This window comes from Psychrobacter sp. TS_SC_6 (assembly GCF_056156305.1).
On record NZ_CM149590.1, the window covers coordinates 2,799,780 to 2,816,412 of the forward strand.

Annotated in this window: 15 protein-coding genes and 2 tRNA genes; 12 read left to right on the forward strand and 5 right to left on the reverse strand. The window is 43.7% G+C overall.

Features of this window, described 5'->3' with window-relative positions; genetic code table 11:
• The first annotated feature begins 18 nt into the window (after positions 1-18).
• From gltX to AC0J5Y_RS11935, 5 genes are all read left to right on the forward strand, one after another.
• On the forward strand, positions 19-1,548 hold the full coding sequence (gene gltX, locus AC0J5Y_RS11915; protein WP_475130880.1) for a glutamate--tRNA ligase: 1,530 nt from the start codon (positions 19-21) through the stop codon (positions 1,546-1,548).
• Positions 1,549-1,845: 297 nt separating this feature from the next.
• Positions 1,846-2,211, forward strand: coding sequence for a hypothetical protein (locus tag AC0J5Y_RS11920; RefSeq protein WP_475130881.1), 366 nt, complete (start codon positions 1,846-1,848; stop codon positions 2,209-2,211).
• Between the two features lie 122 nt (positions 2,212-2,333).
• Positions 2,334-2,409 (forward strand) — tRNA-Ala (locus AC0J5Y_RS11925).
• A gap of 160 nt (positions 2,410-2,569) precedes the next feature.
• A tRNA-Glu gene (locus tag AC0J5Y_RS11930) sits at positions 2,570-2,645 on the forward strand.
• Between the two features lie 222 nt (positions 2,646-2,867).
• Positions 2,868-3,521 (forward strand): LysE family translocator, encoded by a 654-nt coding sequence (locus AC0J5Y_RS11935; RefSeq protein WP_475130882.1) that lies wholly within the window; start codon positions 2,868-2,870, stop codon positions 3,519-3,521.
• Positions 3,522-3,756: 235 nt separating this feature from the next.
• Here the strand turns inward: AC0J5Y_RS11935 and acnA are convergent, their stop codons facing one another.
• Together acnA and AC0J5Y_RS11945 are read right to left on the reverse strand one after the other, a co-directional pair.
• Entirely contained in the window at positions 3,757-6,585 is a 2,829-nt protein-coding gene (gene acnA, locus AC0J5Y_RS11940) for an aconitate hydratase AcnA (RefSeq protein WP_475130883.1), read from the reverse strand.
• A 413-nt stretch (positions 6,586-6,998) separates the two neighbouring features.
• Positions 6,999-8,009 (reverse strand): DUF3025 domain-containing protein, encoded by a 1,011-nt coding sequence (locus AC0J5Y_RS11945; RefSeq protein WP_475130884.1) that lies wholly within the window; start codon positions 8,007-8,009, stop codon positions 6,999-7,001.
• Positions 8,010-8,122: 113 nt separating this feature from the next.
• On the opposite strand from AC0J5Y_RS11945, the gene AC0J5Y_RS11950 reads away from it, so the two are divergent.
• Together AC0J5Y_RS11950 and AC0J5Y_RS11955 are read left to right on the forward strand one after the other, a co-directional pair.
• Positions 8,123-8,839, forward strand: coding sequence for a metal-dependent hydrolase (locus AC0J5Y_RS11950; protein WP_475130885.1), 717 nt, complete (start codon positions 8,123-8,125; stop codon positions 8,837-8,839).
• A gap of 45 nt (positions 8,840-8,884) precedes the next feature.
• A complete protein-coding gene (locus tag AC0J5Y_RS11955) occupies positions 8,885-9,466 on the forward strand; it encodes a YchJ family protein (RefSeq protein WP_475130886.1) in 582 nt (193 codons plus the stop codon).
• Positions 9,467-9,474: 8 nt separating this feature from the next.
• Here AC0J5Y_RS11955 and AC0J5Y_RS11960 read toward each other — a convergent pair whose 3' ends face one another.
• The 3 genes from AC0J5Y_RS11960 to AC0J5Y_RS11970 are packed head-to-tail and all read right to left on the reverse strand — an operon-like array spanning position 9,475 to position 11,872.
• The gene (locus AC0J5Y_RS11960; RefSeq protein WP_475130887.1) at positions 9,475-10,380 is read right to left on the reverse strand and encodes a class II glutamine amidotransferase; all 906 of its coding nucleotides are present in this window, start codon (positions 10,378-10,380) and stop codon (positions 9,475-9,477) included.
• Entirely contained in the window at positions 10,381-10,641 is a 261-nt protein-coding gene (locus AC0J5Y_RS11965; protein WP_475130888.1) for a putative signal transducing protein, read from the reverse strand.
• A 43-nt stretch (positions 10,642-10,684) separates the two neighbouring features.
• Positions 10,685-11,872: a homoserine kinase gene (locus AC0J5Y_RS11970; protein WP_475130889.1), complete on the reverse strand. Its 1,188-nt coding sequence runs from the start codon at positions 11,870-11,872 to the stop codon at positions 10,685-10,687.
• Positions 11,873-12,060: 188 nt separating this feature from the next.
• On the opposite strand from AC0J5Y_RS11970, the gene hisF reads away from it, so the two are divergent.
• The 5 genes from hisF (at position 12,061) to AC0J5Y_RS11995 (ending at position 16,475) form a co-directional block, all read left to right on the forward strand.
• The gene (gene hisF, locus AC0J5Y_RS11975) at positions 12,061-12,843 is read left to right on the forward strand and encodes an imidazole glycerol phosphate synthase subunit HisF (RefSeq protein WP_475130890.1); all 783 of its coding nucleotides are present in this window, start codon (positions 12,061-12,063) and stop codon (positions 12,841-12,843) included.
• A gap of 205 nt (positions 12,844-13,048) precedes the next feature.
• The gene (gene ribH, locus AC0J5Y_RS11980) at positions 13,049-13,570 is read left to right on the forward strand and encodes a 6,7-dimethyl-8-ribityllumazine synthase (protein WP_011514697.1); all 522 of its coding nucleotides are present in this window, start codon (positions 13,049-13,051) and stop codon (positions 13,568-13,570) included.
• 224 nt (positions 13,571-13,794) lie between these two features.
• On the forward strand, positions 13,795-14,856 hold the full coding sequence (gene nusB / locus AC0J5Y_RS11985; protein WP_475130891.1) for a transcription antitermination factor NusB: 1,062 nt from the start codon (positions 13,795-13,797) through the stop codon (positions 14,854-14,856).
• A 2-nt stretch (positions 14,857-14,858) separates the two neighbouring features.
• Positions 14,859-15,893, forward strand: a complete 1,035-nt coding sequence (gene thiL / locus AC0J5Y_RS11990) for a thiamine-phosphate kinase (protein ID WP_475130892.1) — start codon at positions 14,859-14,861, stop codon at positions 15,891-15,893.
• A 3-nt stretch (positions 15,894-15,896) separates the two neighbouring features.
• Positions 15,897-16,475, forward strand: coding sequence for a phosphatidylglycerophosphatase A family protein (locus tag AC0J5Y_RS11995; RefSeq protein ID WP_475130893.1), 579 nt, complete (start codon positions 15,897-15,899; stop codon positions 16,473-16,475).
• Positions 16,476-16,633: the final 158 nt, after the last annotated feature.

Consider the following 16,633-nt stretch of genomic DNA (forward strand, 5'->3'; position numbering starts at 1 on the left):
CAACATTTTGAGATTTTTATGATGCAACCATCTACTTCTACTAATAGCATACGTCCTGTTCGTACCCGTATTGCCCCTTCGCCTACTGGCTTCCCGCATGTCGGCACTGCTTATATCGCACTGTTTAATTTAGCTTTTGCTAAAGCTCATGGCGGCGAATTTATTCTGCGTATCGAAGACACTGACCAAACCCGCTCAACCGAGCAATCTGAAAAAATGATTTTGGATGCGCTGCGTTGGGTCGGTCTTGATTGGGCGGAAGGTCCAGATATCGGCGGTCCGCATGCGCCTTATCGTCAGAGCGAGCGTAGCGACATTTATAAAAAGCACGCCGAGCAGCTGATAGGAAACAATCATGCGTTTCGCTGCTTTTGTAGCAGTGAAGAGCTCGATGCCATGCGCGCCCAGCAAATGGCCAATGGCGAAACGCCACGTTACGACGGTCGCTGTGCCCATTTAGCGCCAGAAAAAACTGCGCAATTGGTCAGTGAGGGCAAACCGCATGTCATTCGTATGCGTGTGCCAACTGAAGGCATCTGTCAGGTACAAGATATGCTACGCGGTACGGTCGAGATTCCTTGGACGCAAGTGGACATGCAAGTGCTGCTCAAAACCGACGGCATGCCAACTTATCATCTAGCCAACGTCGTTGATGACCATCTAATGGACATCAGCCATGTATTACGCGGCGAAGAGTGGCTGAACTCTGCGCCAAAACATCAGCTACTTTATGAGTATTTTGGTTGGGAGATGCCGGTTCTTTGTCATATGCCATTACTGCGTAACCCAGACAAATCAAAACTGTCTAAGCGTAAAAACCCAACCTCTATCACGTATTACCGTGATGCCGGTGTGCTACCTGAAGCGCTGCTAAATTACCTTGGGCGTATGGGCTACTCAATGCCCGACGAAGCTGAGAAATTTACGTTAGAGGAAATGATCGCTAGCTTCGATATTCAGCGTGTCTCACTTGGCGGACCTATCTTCGATATCGAAAAACTCAACTGGGTAAATAGCGAGTGGCTACGCGCGCTTACCCCGGAAGAACTCAAAAACAAAATCCTCGACTGGGCAAGTAACAGTGATAAATTAACCGCTATCGCTGCGGCGATTCAGCCTCGTATTGAGCTTTTATCTGATGCGGTTAACTGGGGTGGCTTTTATTTCCAAAACCTACCTAATATCAATGCTGAAAGCTTTACTCATAAGTCACTCACGCCTGAGCAAATTACTGAGATGCTACAACTGGCGCTCTGGCAACTAGAAACGTTACCTACCTGGTCAGAGGAAAATATCTACGCCACCCTGAAAGGTCTTGCCGCCCATCTTGATATTAAGATGCGTGATTTTATGGCACCATTCTTTATCGCTATCGCTGGTAGCACCTCATCGACGCCGGTCATGAACTCGATGGCGATTATCGGCGCTGATATGACCTTGACTCGCTTGCGTCATGCGGTTGATATACTTGGCGGCATAGGTAAAAAGAAGCTAAAAAAATTAGAGAAACAAGCAGCAGAATTACCAGACTTTTTGGCAGCAGAATAGCATCTTAGTTGTTTGTTAACATAGTAAGCTTAGGGTAAAAACAATGCAGCGGGACTGGAATGAATTTTTTGCAGCCTCTGTCTGCTCAGGCACAGCACGCCAGAAAAATTTATACCAGTGCCGCGTCAAAACATAATATATCTACTTTATTTAGAATCGACTATAACATTGTTGATTCATAACATTATTAGTGAATAAAAAGGAGGGGTCAGAATAATACTGCCCCCTCTTTATGTTAGTCTCAGCATTTGAATACGAATACTGATTTTTTATTTAATATCTCAATTGGAAATAAATATGGCCGCCAAGACCGTCACCATAGAAAGTAAAGATTATGTCTTTAGCACGCTAAAAGAAGCCCAAAGATACTATGATGCAATCATAAAAGAGCTATACGACGCTAATCTTACCCTGACAACCGGTCAAGACTTTGATGACTTAAAGTGGATATATGCCTCTTATTGCAGTTATATCAATCATAATGTCGATCGATTGAAAGAATCTGACATCATTGGTTTTAAAGGCATTAGCACAGTACAACTAAAAGGTGGGCAATATATCCCCACAGAATGCGGTGCAGTTATTTTCTCAGATGGTACTGAAGAAGAATTCTTTACCGATAAAGCCATTAAAGAGATAGCCAGTCAGCAAAACCCACGCTAATTTGTGCTTAGTAAGTTAATAAAATAGCTTTGAACACTTTTTTTTGCATATTTATTGATTATTTTTAAAATAGTGGTTGACAAGACCACTGGTCTTACATAAAATACGCACACTCTTAGCGAGGGGCTATAGCTCAGTTGGTAGAGCACTTGCATGGCATGCAAGGGGTCAACGGTTCGACTCCGTTTAGCTCCACCATACTTTATTTATAGCAGCGCTCAGTTTCACTGAAACGTCATCATAAATACTCGCTAGTAGGACAGTATCAGCACCTAGGCAACGCTTGCTCTATTCTTAATAGATAAGCAGTCTGATATTGTGAAGTACCGTTATAACCTTGGGTTATGACACTCTATGCGTCCCCATCGTCTAGAGGCCTAGGACACCGCCCTTTCACGGCGGTAACCGGGGTTCGAATCCCCGTGGGGACGCCACTATTCGGCGTCACTTATTAGCACCTTTTAAGCATCGGGTTAGACTAATAAGCGAACAATAAAAAAGCCCAGTCATCACATGGTGACTGGGCTTTTTTATGTCTGTTGTGTCTGCAAACGGTTATCAAAGCTGTATCATTTTTTAGTAATGTTGATAGAATGCAATCTAATGGCGCTCTATAAATTATAGATATTTGAAGCTATTACAAGGACGTATTGGCGATGTTTGGTATTGAGAACTATCTGGGATTTATGCTTGCCGCTATTTTGTTAAATATAACTCCTGGCACTGATAGCATGTATATCATTACTCGTAGTATCTCTCAAGGTCAAACGGCAGGGTTTTATTCGGTACTGGGGATTACCTCCGGGATTTTGGTCCATACCTTATTGGCTGCATTTGGGTTGTCCGTCCTATTAGCAAACTCACCATTTGCATTTACGCTAGTGAAATATATTGGTGCCAGTTATTTGTGTTACCTGGGTTTTAAGATGCTGACCAGTAAACAGGCAGCTTCACTTGCCAATGATTTGCCTAATGAGGAAAAAACGGCGTCTGCTCGACCATTAGATAGGTGGCAGATATATAAGCAAGGGGTGATTACCAACACCTTTAATCCAAAAGTTGCGCTATTTTTCTTGGCATTCTTCCCGCAGTTTATCGACCCCAGTTATTCCAATAGCATGGTATCGTTTTTAGTACTGGGTTTGAGCTTTGCTACGACCGGTTTTATTTGGTGCTCATGTTTAGCTTTATTAGCCTCAAAATTCAGTGAAAACTTGCGTAAGAATCCTACTATTGAAGTGATTTTAAATAGAATAAGCGGTGTGATATTTATCAGTATGGGAGTCAAGCTTTTGACTGAGAAGGCTTAAGTCTTAGAACTATAGTTAAAATACCTTAAAAACGCTACGGTACTGCTGGTATAAATTTTTTGCAGCCTCTGTCTGCGTAGGCACAGCAAGCAAGAAAAATTGATATCAGCAGTACGTTATGTATCGATATTGCTTTTCTCTGACTATATCAGAACATAAGAGTCTCCATAAAAAAAGCCCAATCCCCTACTTTAACTGGGACTGGGCTTTTTGTCGTATTATATCTAGTCAATGATTAAGCAGCATTTTTACTCTCAGCTGCCAGTTGACGTAGCACATAGTGCAATACACCGCCATGACGCACGTATTCGCGCTCTTTTGGTGTCTGTAGCATGACATTCACATCAAAGCTCTTAGTCGAGCCATCGGCACGTGTAGCAGTGACTTTTGCAGTTTTGCTCTCGCCATTATCAAGACCAGTGATGCTAAGCACCTCTGAGCCATCAAGCTTGTAAGTCTCTGCATTTTCACCGTCTTTGAAGGTCAATGGCAAGACACCCATACCGACTAGGTTTGAGCGGTGAATACGCTCAAAGGAGCTGGTCAATACCGCTTTTACACCGAGTAAAATTGTCCCTTTAGCTGCCCAATCACGGCTAGAGCCAGAACCATACTCTGCCCCGCCGAGTACGACGAGCGGACGCTTATCTTCTTTATACTTCATCGCTGCATCATAGATAGCCATTTCTTCGCCGTCTGCGAGCGTAGCAGTGTCACCTTTGAAATAATAGGTATAGCCACCCTCTTTGCCAGCCATCATGGTATTTTTGATACGGATATTGGCAAATGTACCGCGAGTCATGACCGCATCGTTACCACGACGTGAGCCATAGCTATTAAAGTCTGCTTGCATCACCCCACGCCCTTGCAAGTACTTACCTGCGGGCAAGTCTGGGTCGATATTACCAGCTGGTGAGATATGGTCAGTGGTAATTGAATCACCGAACAACCCTAAAATACGCGCGCCTTTGATATCAGGGATGCCTTCTGGATCCATGGTCATACCATCAAAGAATGGTGGGTTCTTGATATACGTTGACTCTTCATCCCATGGATACAGTTGGCTATCCGCTGAGCTAATGGCGTTCCATGCGGCACTACCGTCGAACACTTCACCATAGTTTTTACGGAACATATCAGCGTCGATATTATTGGCAATCAGCTCGTTAATCTCTTCTGACGTTGGCCAAATGTCTTTGAGATAGACATCTTTACCGTCTTGATCTTGTCCTAGTGGATGGGTGGTTAAGTCAATATCGACGGTACCTGCCAGCGCATAAGCGACAACGAGCGGTGGTGACGCCAAATAACTGGCTTTGACGTGTGAGTGGATACGACCTTCAAAGTTACGGTTACCTGACAATACAGCTGCGGCAACCAGATCATTCTCTTCGATGCCTTTTTCAACGCTTTCCAGCAGTGGCCCTGAGTTACCGATACAAGTAGTACAGCCATAGCCGACTAAGTAAAAGCCCGTTTTTTCTAGCTCGTCCATCAGTTTGGTTTTTTCTAAATAATCCGTCACCACTTTAGAACCGGGTGCGAGTGACGTTTTGACCCAAGGCTTGGCTTTGAGACCTTTTGCGGCGGCTTTCTTGGCAACCAGACCTGCACCTATCATTACTGCTGGGTTTGAAGTATTGGTACAAGAAGTAATAGCGGCAATCACGACCGAACCATCACGCAATTTATGGTCTTTTTCATCGATACTGACGGTAGAGAAAACACCATTTGCAGGTTGATACCCATCATCTTGGCTAGTACCTATCTTAGGCTTAGCAGCTAAGGTCTCTGCCTGCTCTTGCTCACCGCCCTCTTGATCAAAGCGTATTTTGCCTTCGACTTCTGATTTTCGGTCTTTGTTCATTTTTGCGAGCGTTTCTCCAAACTTCTCGTGCATATCAGACAGATTAATACGCTGCTGCGGCAAGTTCGGACCGGCAAGTGCTGGCTGTACGGATGACAAATCTAGCTCAAGCTTACTTGAATACGTCGCTGCCGGCGTATCTGCATCATGCCATAAGCCTTGCGCCTTGGCATATTTTTCAACCAACTCAATTTGGGATTCATCACGACCTGATAGACGTAGATAATCAATCGCCATTTGGTCAATTGGGAAAATACCGCAGGTTGCACCATATTCTGGTGACATATTGGCAATGGTGGCACGATCTGCAAGCGGCATGCTGTGTAAGCCTTCACCATAAAATTCGACGAACTTGCCAACCACGCCATGCGCACGCAGCATTTCAACCACGCGCAATACCAAATCGGTGGCGGTCACCCCTTCCGTCAATTTACCTTTCAACTCAAAGCCAACGACTTGTGGAATGAGCATTGATGACGGCTGACCGAGCATTGCTGCTTCCGCTTCGATACCGCCCACACCCCAACCGAGGACGCCAATACCATTAATCATGGTGGTGTGACTGTCAGTACCAAATACAGTATCAGGATATGCCGTCAGCTCGCCCTCCACTTCTGCTGCCATGACCACACGCGCTAAATACTCAAGGTTGACCTGATGCACAATGCCAGTTGCTGGTGGCACGACAACGAAGTTTTCAAAAGCATTACGACCCCAATGCAGAAATTCATAGCGCTCATTATTACGTTTAAACTCAATCTTTTCGTTAAGATCTATGACATCTTCACGGCCATAAGCATCGACTTGTACTGAGTGATCGACGACCAATTCACTTGGGATAAACGGGTTAATTTGCTCAGCTTTACCCCCAAGCTCGACTATGGCATCACGCATCGCTGCCAAATCTACAACTGAGGGTACGCCTGTGAAATCCTGCAAGACCACGCGAGCAGGCATAAAGGCAATCTCTTTTGACGCTTCAGCGCCCGCATCCCAATTGGCAACCGCTTCGATATGGTTTTCGCCAACAGATTGACCACCATCTTCGTTACGCAATAGATTCTCTAATACGATTTTCATGCAAAATGGCAGTTTGCTAATATTTTGGTAGGTTTTGGTCAACTTGGGCAAACTATAATAGGCATGTTCCTTGCCATCGACCGAGATAGTGTCTTTTACATCGAAAATATCACTCATGGTAGCTTCCTTATCGTTGTTATAGATCCTTGACATAAATGACTCTTGAACTAATATGACTATCAATCAATAAGCATTTATACTGATAATTGGTGGCTAAATAATAGTGCTTAAATTTTTACTAAATGAATTTAATGGGTAACTTTAGTAGCTGCTATTAACAACTCAAATTAATAACTCATAAGAGTTGCTAAGAAAAATAGACCGCTGTATTTTTATACTTACAAAATCTTAGGTAACAAAAGACATAAGCATATCTTCAGTATTTAACAGTAATGTCCTTTTACCATAACAAATAACCCGAGCTTTGTTAACGTCTAGACGTAGTCAAATCGTGGCACAATCGTAAACGTAACAATGCTTTAGCGTTTAAGCATTGTTACATTTAGCTCGTAAGATATTCCCTTATCTTTTTATTTTTGACGGCGACCACTGCGAAACACTTGTCCATCATCATAAAAGTTAGGCTTGGCATTTTCAGCCCAAAAATGCGGCACACCCAAAATAGGTAATGGAGACAGTTTGCGCGGTGTCACTTCTGGCTGTGATAATAGTACCTCCATATAATCAGCTACTGTCTGATCCAAATGACTAATACGCTCAGATAGCGATAAGGCAAAAAAATCTGGCGTCACATAAATAACAATACTATGGGCGCATAATGCTTTACGTGGTTGTAGCAGTTTTTCTAGCAAGGCATGACCAAAAATATAAACTGCCGCCCGAGAGTCGCTATTTAGCGCTTTTGGTTTATCCCACTGCTCACGCGGTTCTACCAAACTTTTTTGCCAGTCAAAATTAACTAATGCCTCACCAATACTAGGCTTTGCTGTCACTAAAATCGCACCATTCTCATCAAATACGGTAATGGTATCGCGGACACGCCCGCGACTGGCACCAATACCTTGTTGCTCGATTTCAAGCATATGATAATAATTAAGCAAGGCTTTAGTTTTGGGAAAAGTTAGCCAAATACTGCCATTAAATAAGTCATGCAAATTATCGCGGGTCGGAATATTACCAGTCGTACCGATAAAGCTCTCGTACGCTTCACCTTCTGGCAACGCATTTTGTGAGACAAACCGTAAGGTGTGGGCTTGATTGTTTAGCGCAGGTTTGGTTTGCGGTAATGACTGCTGTAGGTCATCAGCCTGTTGCTGCAATGCTGTATTTAGAAGCTTGGCGATAATATCAGGCGCATTCTCAATTATATCTGTCTGAGCAAGCTCATTTTTTAAGTCACTTAGCTGAGTGATGCTTTTACTCACATAGCCTAACTGGTTTAAGTGACACAGCCATGGCGCTTGCCAGTCAATAGCAGCAAAGCTGTCATCAAGCTGACTATCGCATGTAGACGGGTTATTAATAGATGCATTAGAAGCAGTATTTCGATAGGGCTTGGTAGGTAAATCCGTGGTGGTCATATTGACTATCTCTATTAGACGACTGGCTTGGCTATGGTATCATGGAGCGCTTTTTTACGGCTAGACGAGCCGCTCGGAATGACGTTTCGCGCGCTATTTAATAATGAGTTTTTATGGCAAATTTTAATACCCACTTAAATGTCGCATTCATGGTCAGTGGTACGATGAGTCTAACGGTTTATAAAGCCGGATTGATTGATGATTCAGGTTTTTTGATGTGTGTGGCGCTCGGTACCATCGGCGGACTCTTGCCTGATTTGGATTCTGATAACTCAACACCGATTAAGCTTGGTTTTAATATTACGTCTTTTATATTTGCCTTTGGTTTGGTGATGCATTGGCGTAGTGAGCTGAGCTTGCTGGCATTAATAGCATTGTGGCTCGCGGGCTACGGCTTTATGCGATATGTGGTTTTTTCTATTTTTACCACTATGACTGTCCATCGCGGGGTGATTCATTCCGTCCCTTATATGGCGATACTCGGACTGGGTTTAACCTGTCTAAGCTATTATGGTCTGCATCTACCGCTGACGACTAGCTGGTTTTATGGCCTGTTTTTATTCGGTGGTGCGATCGTACATTTGTCATTGGACGAGCTGTATAGTGTCAATTTGTCGAACATGAAAATGAAACGCTCGTCGGGCACCGCGATGAAGTTTTATCAACCTAAAGACAAATGGTGGTATCTACTCTTATATACTATCCTTACACTACTGGTATATGTCGCCCCGCCTTTTGAGATGTTTTGGTCACGACTAAGTGACCCTTCAGCATGGGCACAGCTCAAAGTTGGTATATTGCCAGAGTTAATAAAGAGCATGCTGCAATAAAGTTATCATAAGACCATTAAGCCCAAACGAAAATTAGAGTCAAACATGCAGCCTTCTCTACACACTTGCCCTTGCCAAATCAATCCATCAGCAAAGACGGTAAACGCTCCGCTATCCTACCAAGACTGCTGCCAGCCTTATCATGATGCTTTTTATAATGAAGAAGTTAATAAAGTAGATAGTGTAAAAGCGGAAACTGCCGAGCGACTGATGCGGTCGCGCTATAGTGCGTTTGTGTTGGTTAAGCCAGACTATATCGTCGAGACTACACTACCCACGCAGCAAATTTTGCTTGATGTTGATGCGATTGAAAGTTGGGCAAAAGAAACGGACTGGGCAGGACTAGAAATCGTGCAGCACACGCCAAAGCTGGGTAAACGTCATGCACAGGTTGAGTTTAAGGCGTACTTTAATACAACCGATAATGTGTCAGATAGTTTAGAAGAAAAAATACAGGCGCATCATGAGCTATCTGCCTTTGTAAAGGTGACAGGCAAAGCTCATAACGATACGCGTTGGTACTTTTTAGACCCAACGGTGGCGATGACTGTGACGCAAAAGAAGCCCTGTATTTGTGGTTCTGGTGAGAAATTTAAGCGGTGTTGTGGGAAGTATCTACTATCGTAGCTCAACCGCTAAACACTCGCCCCAACTGCGCGTGCAATCGCAATGCCTTCCTCAACGGTCAAAAACTTGCGCTGGCTTGGGCTGTCTTTATAAATGACATCACCATCTTGAAATATCAAACACTCATTGACAGCCAATTGCTGCCATTTTTCATTTTCAGTGAGTGGCACGGTCACTAGTATCGTCACTTTGTCTTTATCGGTGGTGACATCGCCAAAGTTAATCGCTAGATCATCATCTGCCAATTTCGCTTCACCAAATGGTGCTTTACGCGTGAGATAAAACAGTAAACTGCCTGCATAAGCCATTTGCCACTTGCCATTCGATATCAAGCAATTAAACAAACCATTGGCGGATAAATAGCGACATTGCGTGGTCAAAAAATTAAATAGGGTCTTGTCATCAGGGCGGGTTTTAAAGCTGCTTTTGAGACGATTCACCAGATAACAAAATGCCATTTCAGAGTCAGTATTGCCGACTGGCTGGCAGTGTGATGCATTGCCGTTGTCTTGCAGGCGCTGACAGCGTTTGATAAATTCACTATTCATCTGTCCATTATGCGCAAAGACCCATTGCTCGCCCCAGACTTCACGGACAAAAGGATGGGTATTCGCCAAACAATTCTGCCCTTGGGTCGCTTTACGAATATGGGCAATGACATTCATGGCCTTGATGGGATAATTATTGACCAAATCCGCCACAGGCGACAAGTGACTTGGGCGATTGTCATGAAACAAACGCAGTCCAGTGGAGGCATTTGCCGAATTGTTATTGGAACAATCACTACGCTCAAAAAATGCAATGCCAAAGCCGTCTTCATGACTGTCGGTCATGCCGCCACGCTTGCGAAAACCTGCGAAGCTAAAACCAATATCGGTTGGCGTATTACAGTTCATTCCTAAGAGTTGACACATTTATAGAGTACCGCCGTTATGGTCGTCTGTTTCAGGCAAGCTTGCCGCATCCTTATCAATACTATCCAAAATGCGTTTTGCACGTGCCAAATCGGTATCTTGTACCCAAAGCACGATGCCAGAATTCATGCCAGGCATCGCACTCAGCGGTTGTAGAGAAACATTAATATCGTTATTACGCAGCAAATTGGCATGTAACTCACCTTGGATATTGGTATCGTAGCGTGCCAGTTTGTGCCAGTTATCAACTTGATCGGTCATGAGGTAGCCTTTATGGTTTTATATAGAATTAGTCGAAAAAAATTTATGCTAATTGATCGAGCGTATATTCTTTAATAACAAAATCACTGCTATTGCTTAAATTATCACGTGCTTGTTCAGCTTGAGTAATACTGCTAAAAACACCGATTAGCGGTTTTTCGGTTTTATTATCAATATGATTAGCTATTAAAGCAAATACCGTATTTTGCCCTTTTTCAACATGTGACCAATGATACGCGGCTAGACGCTTCATCAAGTCAGGGTTTTTGACCATGATGTTATCGCCGGTACGACCTTCGGTACGGTTGTAATGAATGACGTTGAGACGTAATAGCCAAAATATAACCGCCGCTTTTGCTAGCATCACTGGTAAGGCACGTTTTTCATCCTCGCCAAGCAGGCGTTTTGACTCATAACCTTGTAAAAAAGCCGCCATTTTACTGCGGTCAAATTTTACCGATTCGCCTTGCTCAGCATCGCCCCACGTGGTGCAAAAATCATTAATAGTAATGGCAATATCCATCACATAATGCTCGACGCTGACTTCGGTAAAATCTAATAAACCTGTCAGACGCTCTTCACCTTTTTGGCTGTTATTTAACGATAAGTTCCATAAGGTATTGTCAGCAAACATGTCTAAATGACATAAGCCTTTTGGCAAAGTTGCAAGCGGCAAGTCCGTATAAGACTGCCAAATATCGCTCATCAGTTTGGCTTCGTCGCTTGGCATAAACTGGCTTTCACGGTCGCGCACATCGCTCCATGGGTATAACGGCACGCCATACTGCGCGCTTGGCTGTAATGCTTGCAAAGTTTCATGTAGCATCGCTAAAGCAGCGCCAATTTCATGGCACATCGCTTGCGTGATCTGCTGTGGATGCGAGCCTGCCAAACAGGGCACTAGCGTAATGGCTTTATTATCATAGCGTATGACATAGCATTTCTCTGCGCTATCAGCGTCTAAATCAAGCAATGATAGCGGCGCCGCTACCGGTAATTTACCATCCAATTGATTAAGGATAACCGCCATTTTTTCAATATCTTCTGGTGGACGCTCTTCAAACAAGGTAAACACATAAGAGTGCGCCCCATCTACATCATCAGTCGTTTGAATAAACCAGTTAGAGTTTTTGATACCTTGGGTAATCGGAATGGCACGCGCGAATGAGACGCCAAAACGTTGGCAAAAGGTAGCAAATTGGTCATCGGTTAACTGGGTATAGACGGACATGACATCTCACTTATGGCAATTAAAAGAAGGTAGTTAAGATAAATATAGGCGACACTAAGGGCAATGGCAGCGCTTATACATAAATTTTGGTTAAAAGCACATTAATCTTGCGAAAACCTGCCTGAGATGGCGGTGATTTTGCTAGACTAGCGCTTATAGAATGAATTGATTATAAGGCGAAAGTCCCTATGTTAGCAAAGCGTATCATCCCTTGTTTGGACGTTGATAATGGTCGTGTGGTTAAAGGTGTGCAGTTTGTCGATATCAAGGACGCGGGCGACCCTGTTGAAGTGGCAAAACGCTACAATGAGCAAGGCGCCGATGAGATTACTTTTTTGGACATTACTGCCACCAACGATGAGCGCGACACCACCTATCATACCGTTGAGCGTATGGCTGAAACAGTATTTGTGCCGTTAACCGTCGGTGGTGGTGTACGTAAGATTGCTGATATTCGCAATTTACTCAATGCAGGCGCAGATAAGGTAGCGATCAATTCTGCAGCGGTATTTACCCCTGAATTTGTTGGAGAGGCGGCGCAGAAATTTGGTAATCAATGTATCGTCGTTGCTATCGATGCCAAGCGCGTTGCTGACATTGAAGTTGATGGCATTATTATGCCGCGTTGGGAAATATTTACCCACGGCGGTCGCAAGCCTACGGGGATTGATGCGGTCGCTTGGGCAAGAAAAATGAGCGATCTTGGCGCTGGTGAATTATTAGTGACTTCAATGGATGGCGACGGCACCAAAAAGGGCTATGACTTGGCATTGATGAAGCAAATTACCAGCCATGTAAATGTACCGGTCATTGCTTCAGGCGGTGTCGGTAATTTACAGCATTTAGCCGAAGGCGTATTAGAAGGCGGCGTCGATGCCGTCCTTGCTGCCAGCATTTTTCACTTTGGCGAGTATACCGTTCAAGAAGCCAAAGCATATATGACAGCGCAAGGCATACAAATGCGTTTGTAAGACGTTGGTAAAATACAAACATAGCAGAAAAAAATGTTATCATAGCGCTAACTGCTTATTATCATTTGGTTTTCGTTCATTTGCCTGCCTATTTATCTGCTCACTAGCCAATTAAATAAGCGATTTGAACCTAGCAATATATTTAGATTCCTAATACTTAGATTCTCATACTTCTATTAATAGCCTATTCGGCAAAGGATTTTTTATGTCAAATTTACAACAGCAACGCAATGACGTGACCCATATTGATGGCAATTTACATCAAAACGAGGACGTGCGTATCGGTATCGTCGTCGGTCGTTTTAATGGTTTTGTCGTTGAGTCATTGGTTGATGGTGCGATTGATGCATTGCTTCGTCATGGCGTATTGGGCAGCAATATCACCGTGATTCGTGTACCGGGTGCGTTTGAGTTGCCATTGGTTGCCCAGCGCGCTGCTGAGTCTGATCGCTTTGACGCTATCGTTGCTTTGGGTGCGATTATCCGTGGTAGCACGCCGCACTTTGACTTTGTTGCCAGCGAATCAGCTAAAGGTCTAAGCAGTGTTGCCATTGACTATAATATTCCAGTCGCAAACGGCGTATTGACTACTGACAGCATCGAGCAAGCGATTGAGCGTGCTGGTACTAAAGCTGGTAATAAAGGTTCAGAAGCAGCGATGGTTGTACTAGAAATGCTTGCTGTGTTATCACAGTTAGACATTGATGATGGCAGCGAAGACGCTTAATTGCACTCACTGTTAGCTGCATTTATGAGTATAAAATCATTATTTATTGTTTGAAATAGGGCTATGGTTATAACGATAGCCCTCAGCATTTTACAATAGCATTAATATTTTAAGTGATTATCGAATATCCATCTCCAAGACTGACTAGCAACATTTGCTAGTCGACCACTATTTAACATTTTATTTTTAAACTTATTATCTCAAAAACTAGGTATAGACCCCTTATGACTGACCAACTCAAGCGCGCTATTAGCGCTGCACAAACCGCACAAATCAATGATAAACAAGCTGAAGCCACGCGCATCGCGAGCAGCAGTGCGGGCGATCAAACCTTTGATATGAGTGAGTCTTCTTATAAGACCAGTCACACGGCTATCCGTAAGGCTCGCCGCTTTGCTATGCAAGGTCTATATGAATGGCTGGTTACTGACCGCCGTTTTGATATCGATGGCAAGCTTGGCTGGAAAGCCAATGCCCCGCACGATATTGCTGCTCGTACACGCGCGACCAATGCCATGCATACCGTACATATTGGCTACTATCACGAAATGATGCGTGATATCCCAGAAAAGATTGATGCTCTAGATGCGCTTATTAGTCAGCACCTAGATCGTGAAATCAATAAACTCGATACGGTTGAACACGCCATTCTTTTGGTTGGTGCTTATGAGCTACAGAATCGCTTAGAGATTCCTTATAAAGTCGTGCTTGATGAAGCGATGAAACTGAACAATCATTTTGGCGCGACAGATGCACATAAACTGATTAATGCCGTATTAGATAGAATGGCAGTTGAGCTACGTGCTGCCGAAGTAGACGCAGATAGTAAAGCCAATCTTCGCTCCTCGCAAAAAGCGGCAGTTAAGCCTGTTATCAAAGCGGATAAAAACACAGATATCAATGCCAATAATAGTGATATCGAAGAAAAACCGACAGCATCAAATAAACCACGTATCAGTGCTAATAATGCCAGTGTTAAACGCAATAGTGTCAGTAAAGCTTTGGCAAATATTACTGATTACAAAGCCAGTAAGCAGAACGATACTCAAAATACAGTTGAAGAAGTTATTATTGAACCGACTAGCATCGAAACAGTCATCGTTGATAAAGCGGACGAGATTGCCGTTAGTGCCGAAAACATTGTCAATGATCAGCCAGTAGAAGAAAACATCGCTGCTAGCAATGACAAAGTTACAGTAGAGGTCGAATTACTTGACTCGGATAGCGTTGATTTTGATACAAAAAGTATTGAATTAAATGATGCTGATAAACAAAGCAAAGACTAGCCATGAATGAATTTGAGCTGATTGAGCGTATATTTTTACAAATGCAAGCCACGCAGTCCTCATCTAACGCTGTCGAAAAGGGCATCGGTGATGATGCAGCAGTGATGGCATTGCCGCAAGGTGCGCGCTTAGTCAGCTGTATTGACACACTCGTTCAAGGTCGTCACTTTAGTAAAGACTGGGATCAGGTTAACAAGTTGGCATTTGCTATTGGTTATAAAGCTGTGGCAGTTAATGTCTCGGACATTGCGGCTATGGGTGCCACACCGCATAGCATTTTACTGGCATTAGCCTTACCTCAGCGCCTTGCTAATAGTCAGTGGCTGACTGAATTTGCCAAAGGCTTATTTCATGCTTGCCAGTTATTTGGCGTTACCCTTATCGGCGGCGATACGACCCGTAATGATAGCTTAGTGTTGAGTGTCAGTGCCCAAGGGCTGCTTGCCGCAGCTACTCCAGCTGTCTGTCGCTCAGGTGCGCAAGTCGGTGATAAAATTTATGTATCAGGTACACTTGGCGATGCCGCTTATGCCTTACAGCACCCTGATAATGCTATCGGCATTGAACTTGCGCATCGACTTCATATGCCAACACCACGTATTAGCTTAGGTGCAGCACTAGCACAAATCGGTGCAACGTCAATGATAGATATCTCTGATGGTCTTTATCAAGATATTGGTCATATCTGCGAGCAAAGCGGCATCGCTATGAGACTTAATTTGGAAGCTCTTCCTACCAGTAACCCTTTAGCTAGTATCGATGTATCTGAGCGGCTATTGTGTCAATTAACTGGTGGCGATGATTATGAGTTGGCTTTTACCTTGCCTCCCCATATCGAGCCACCTTCTTGTACCGATGTTAATACGCCTGTGACTTACATTGGCAATGTGATTGCATTGGCGAGTGATAGAAATACAGATAATGTGGCGCATAAACATCCTGAACTTTATTATCAAGATCAGCCAGTGACACCCACCCATCCCTCACCGTTTATTACTTGGCCCAATCTTATGGGTTACCAACATTTTGCAGGTTAACCCATGACCGATCACGACCTAGTTAAGCCCGATATCCGTAAAGCCAATGATTGCCCTCCTGTGCCAGTCAACGCCACCATACTTGACCGCACAGTTTATTGGCTTGGTATCGGCTTAGGCAGTGGTTTACCTCGTCGGGCGCCCGGCACTTGGGGTACGGTTGGTGGCTTAATTGTTGCAATACCGCTGCTACGCTTAGGTTTTATACCATTTTTAATTATTACACTTTTATCTTGCATCATTGGTATTTGGATATGTGGTCGCACCTCAGATTTGATGGGCGGTCATGATGACCCACATATTGTCTGGGATGAGTGGGCAGGTATATGGGTTACCTTACTGCCGTTGTCTTATCTAGGTATTGCTGACGGTAATTTTTGGCACAATATCTCGCAACCTTTTTCTATCGCTGCTCTGATCATGACCTTCATACTTTTTCGCTTTTTTGACATCATTAAGCCACCACCGATTGGCTGGGCAGATAAAAAAGTCGCAGGCGGCCTTGGTATTATGCTCGATGACATTATTGCTGGTATTATGGCAGCGGCAGTTTGGGTCATTATTTATAATATAATCCTCTAATTTTACATTAGCAGTGCATTTATTTTATCGTGTAACCACATAATGATAACAAAACAACTTTCATCATTTAATATTGCTATTAGCCATAGCTGAATTACAAAGTTGTCACGACATAGCGTTTTAGTTACCTAGCAATCTGCGCTATAATTCGATCTTAT

Excerpts from the sequence above, each read along its gene's own strand:
- AC0J5Y_RS11950 (WP_475130885.1), top strand. The coding sequence starts at position 8,123 with ATGGCAAATTTTAATACCCACTTAAATGTCGCATTCATGGTCAGTGGT.
- AC0J5Y_RS11960 (WP_475130887.1), bottom strand. The coding sequence starts at position 10,380 with ATGTGTCAACTCTTAGGAATGAACTGTAATACGCCAACCGATATTGGT.
- AC0J5Y_RS11920 (WP_475130881.1), top strand. The coding sequence starts at position 1,846 with ATGGCCGCCAAGACCGTCACCATAGAAAGTAAAGATTATGTCTTTAGC.
- AC0J5Y_RS11995 (WP_475130893.1), top strand. The coding sequence starts at position 15,897 with ATGACCGATCACGACCTAGTTAAGCCCGATATCCGTAAAGCCAATGAT.
- nusB (WP_475130891.1), top strand. The coding sequence starts at position 13,795 with ATGACTGACCAACTCAAGCGCGCTATTAGCGCTGCACAAACCGCACAA.
- AC0J5Y_RS11965 (WP_475130888.1), bottom strand. The coding sequence starts at position 10,641 with ATGACCGATCAAGTTGATAACTGGCACAAACTGGCACGCTACGATACC.
- thiL (WP_475130892.1), top strand. The coding sequence starts at position 14,859 with ATGAATGAATTTGAGCTGATTGAGCGTATATTTTTACAAATGCAAGCC.
- AC0J5Y_RS11970 (WP_475130889.1), bottom strand. The coding sequence starts at position 11,872 with ATGTCCGTCTATACCCAGTTAACCGATGACCAATTTGCTACCTTTTGC.
- AC0J5Y_RS11935 (WP_475130882.1), top strand. The coding sequence starts at position 2,868 with ATGTTTGGTATTGAGAACTATCTGGGATTTATGCTTGCCGCTATTTTG.
- AC0J5Y_RS11945 (WP_475130884.1), bottom strand. The coding sequence starts at position 8,009 with ATGACCACCACGGATTTACCTACCAAGCCCTATCGAAATACTGCTTCT.
- AC0J5Y_RS11955 (WP_475130886.1), top strand. The coding sequence starts at position 8,885 with ATGCAGCCTTCTCTACACACTTGCCCTTGCCAAATCAATCCATCAGCA.
- acnA (WP_475130883.1), bottom strand. The coding sequence starts at position 6,585 with ATGAGTGATATTTTCGATGTAAAAGACACTATCTCGGTCGATGGCAAG.
- hisF (WP_475130890.1), top strand. The coding sequence starts at position 12,061 with ATGTTAGCAAAGCGTATCATCCCTTGTTTGGACGTTGATAATGGTCGT.
- gltX (WP_475130880.1), top strand. The coding sequence starts at position 19 with ATGATGCAACCATCTACTTCTACTAATAGCATACGTCCTGTTCGTACC.
- ribH (WP_011514697.1), top strand. The coding sequence starts at position 13,049 with ATGTCAAATTTACAACAGCAACGCAATGACGTGACCCATATTGATGGC.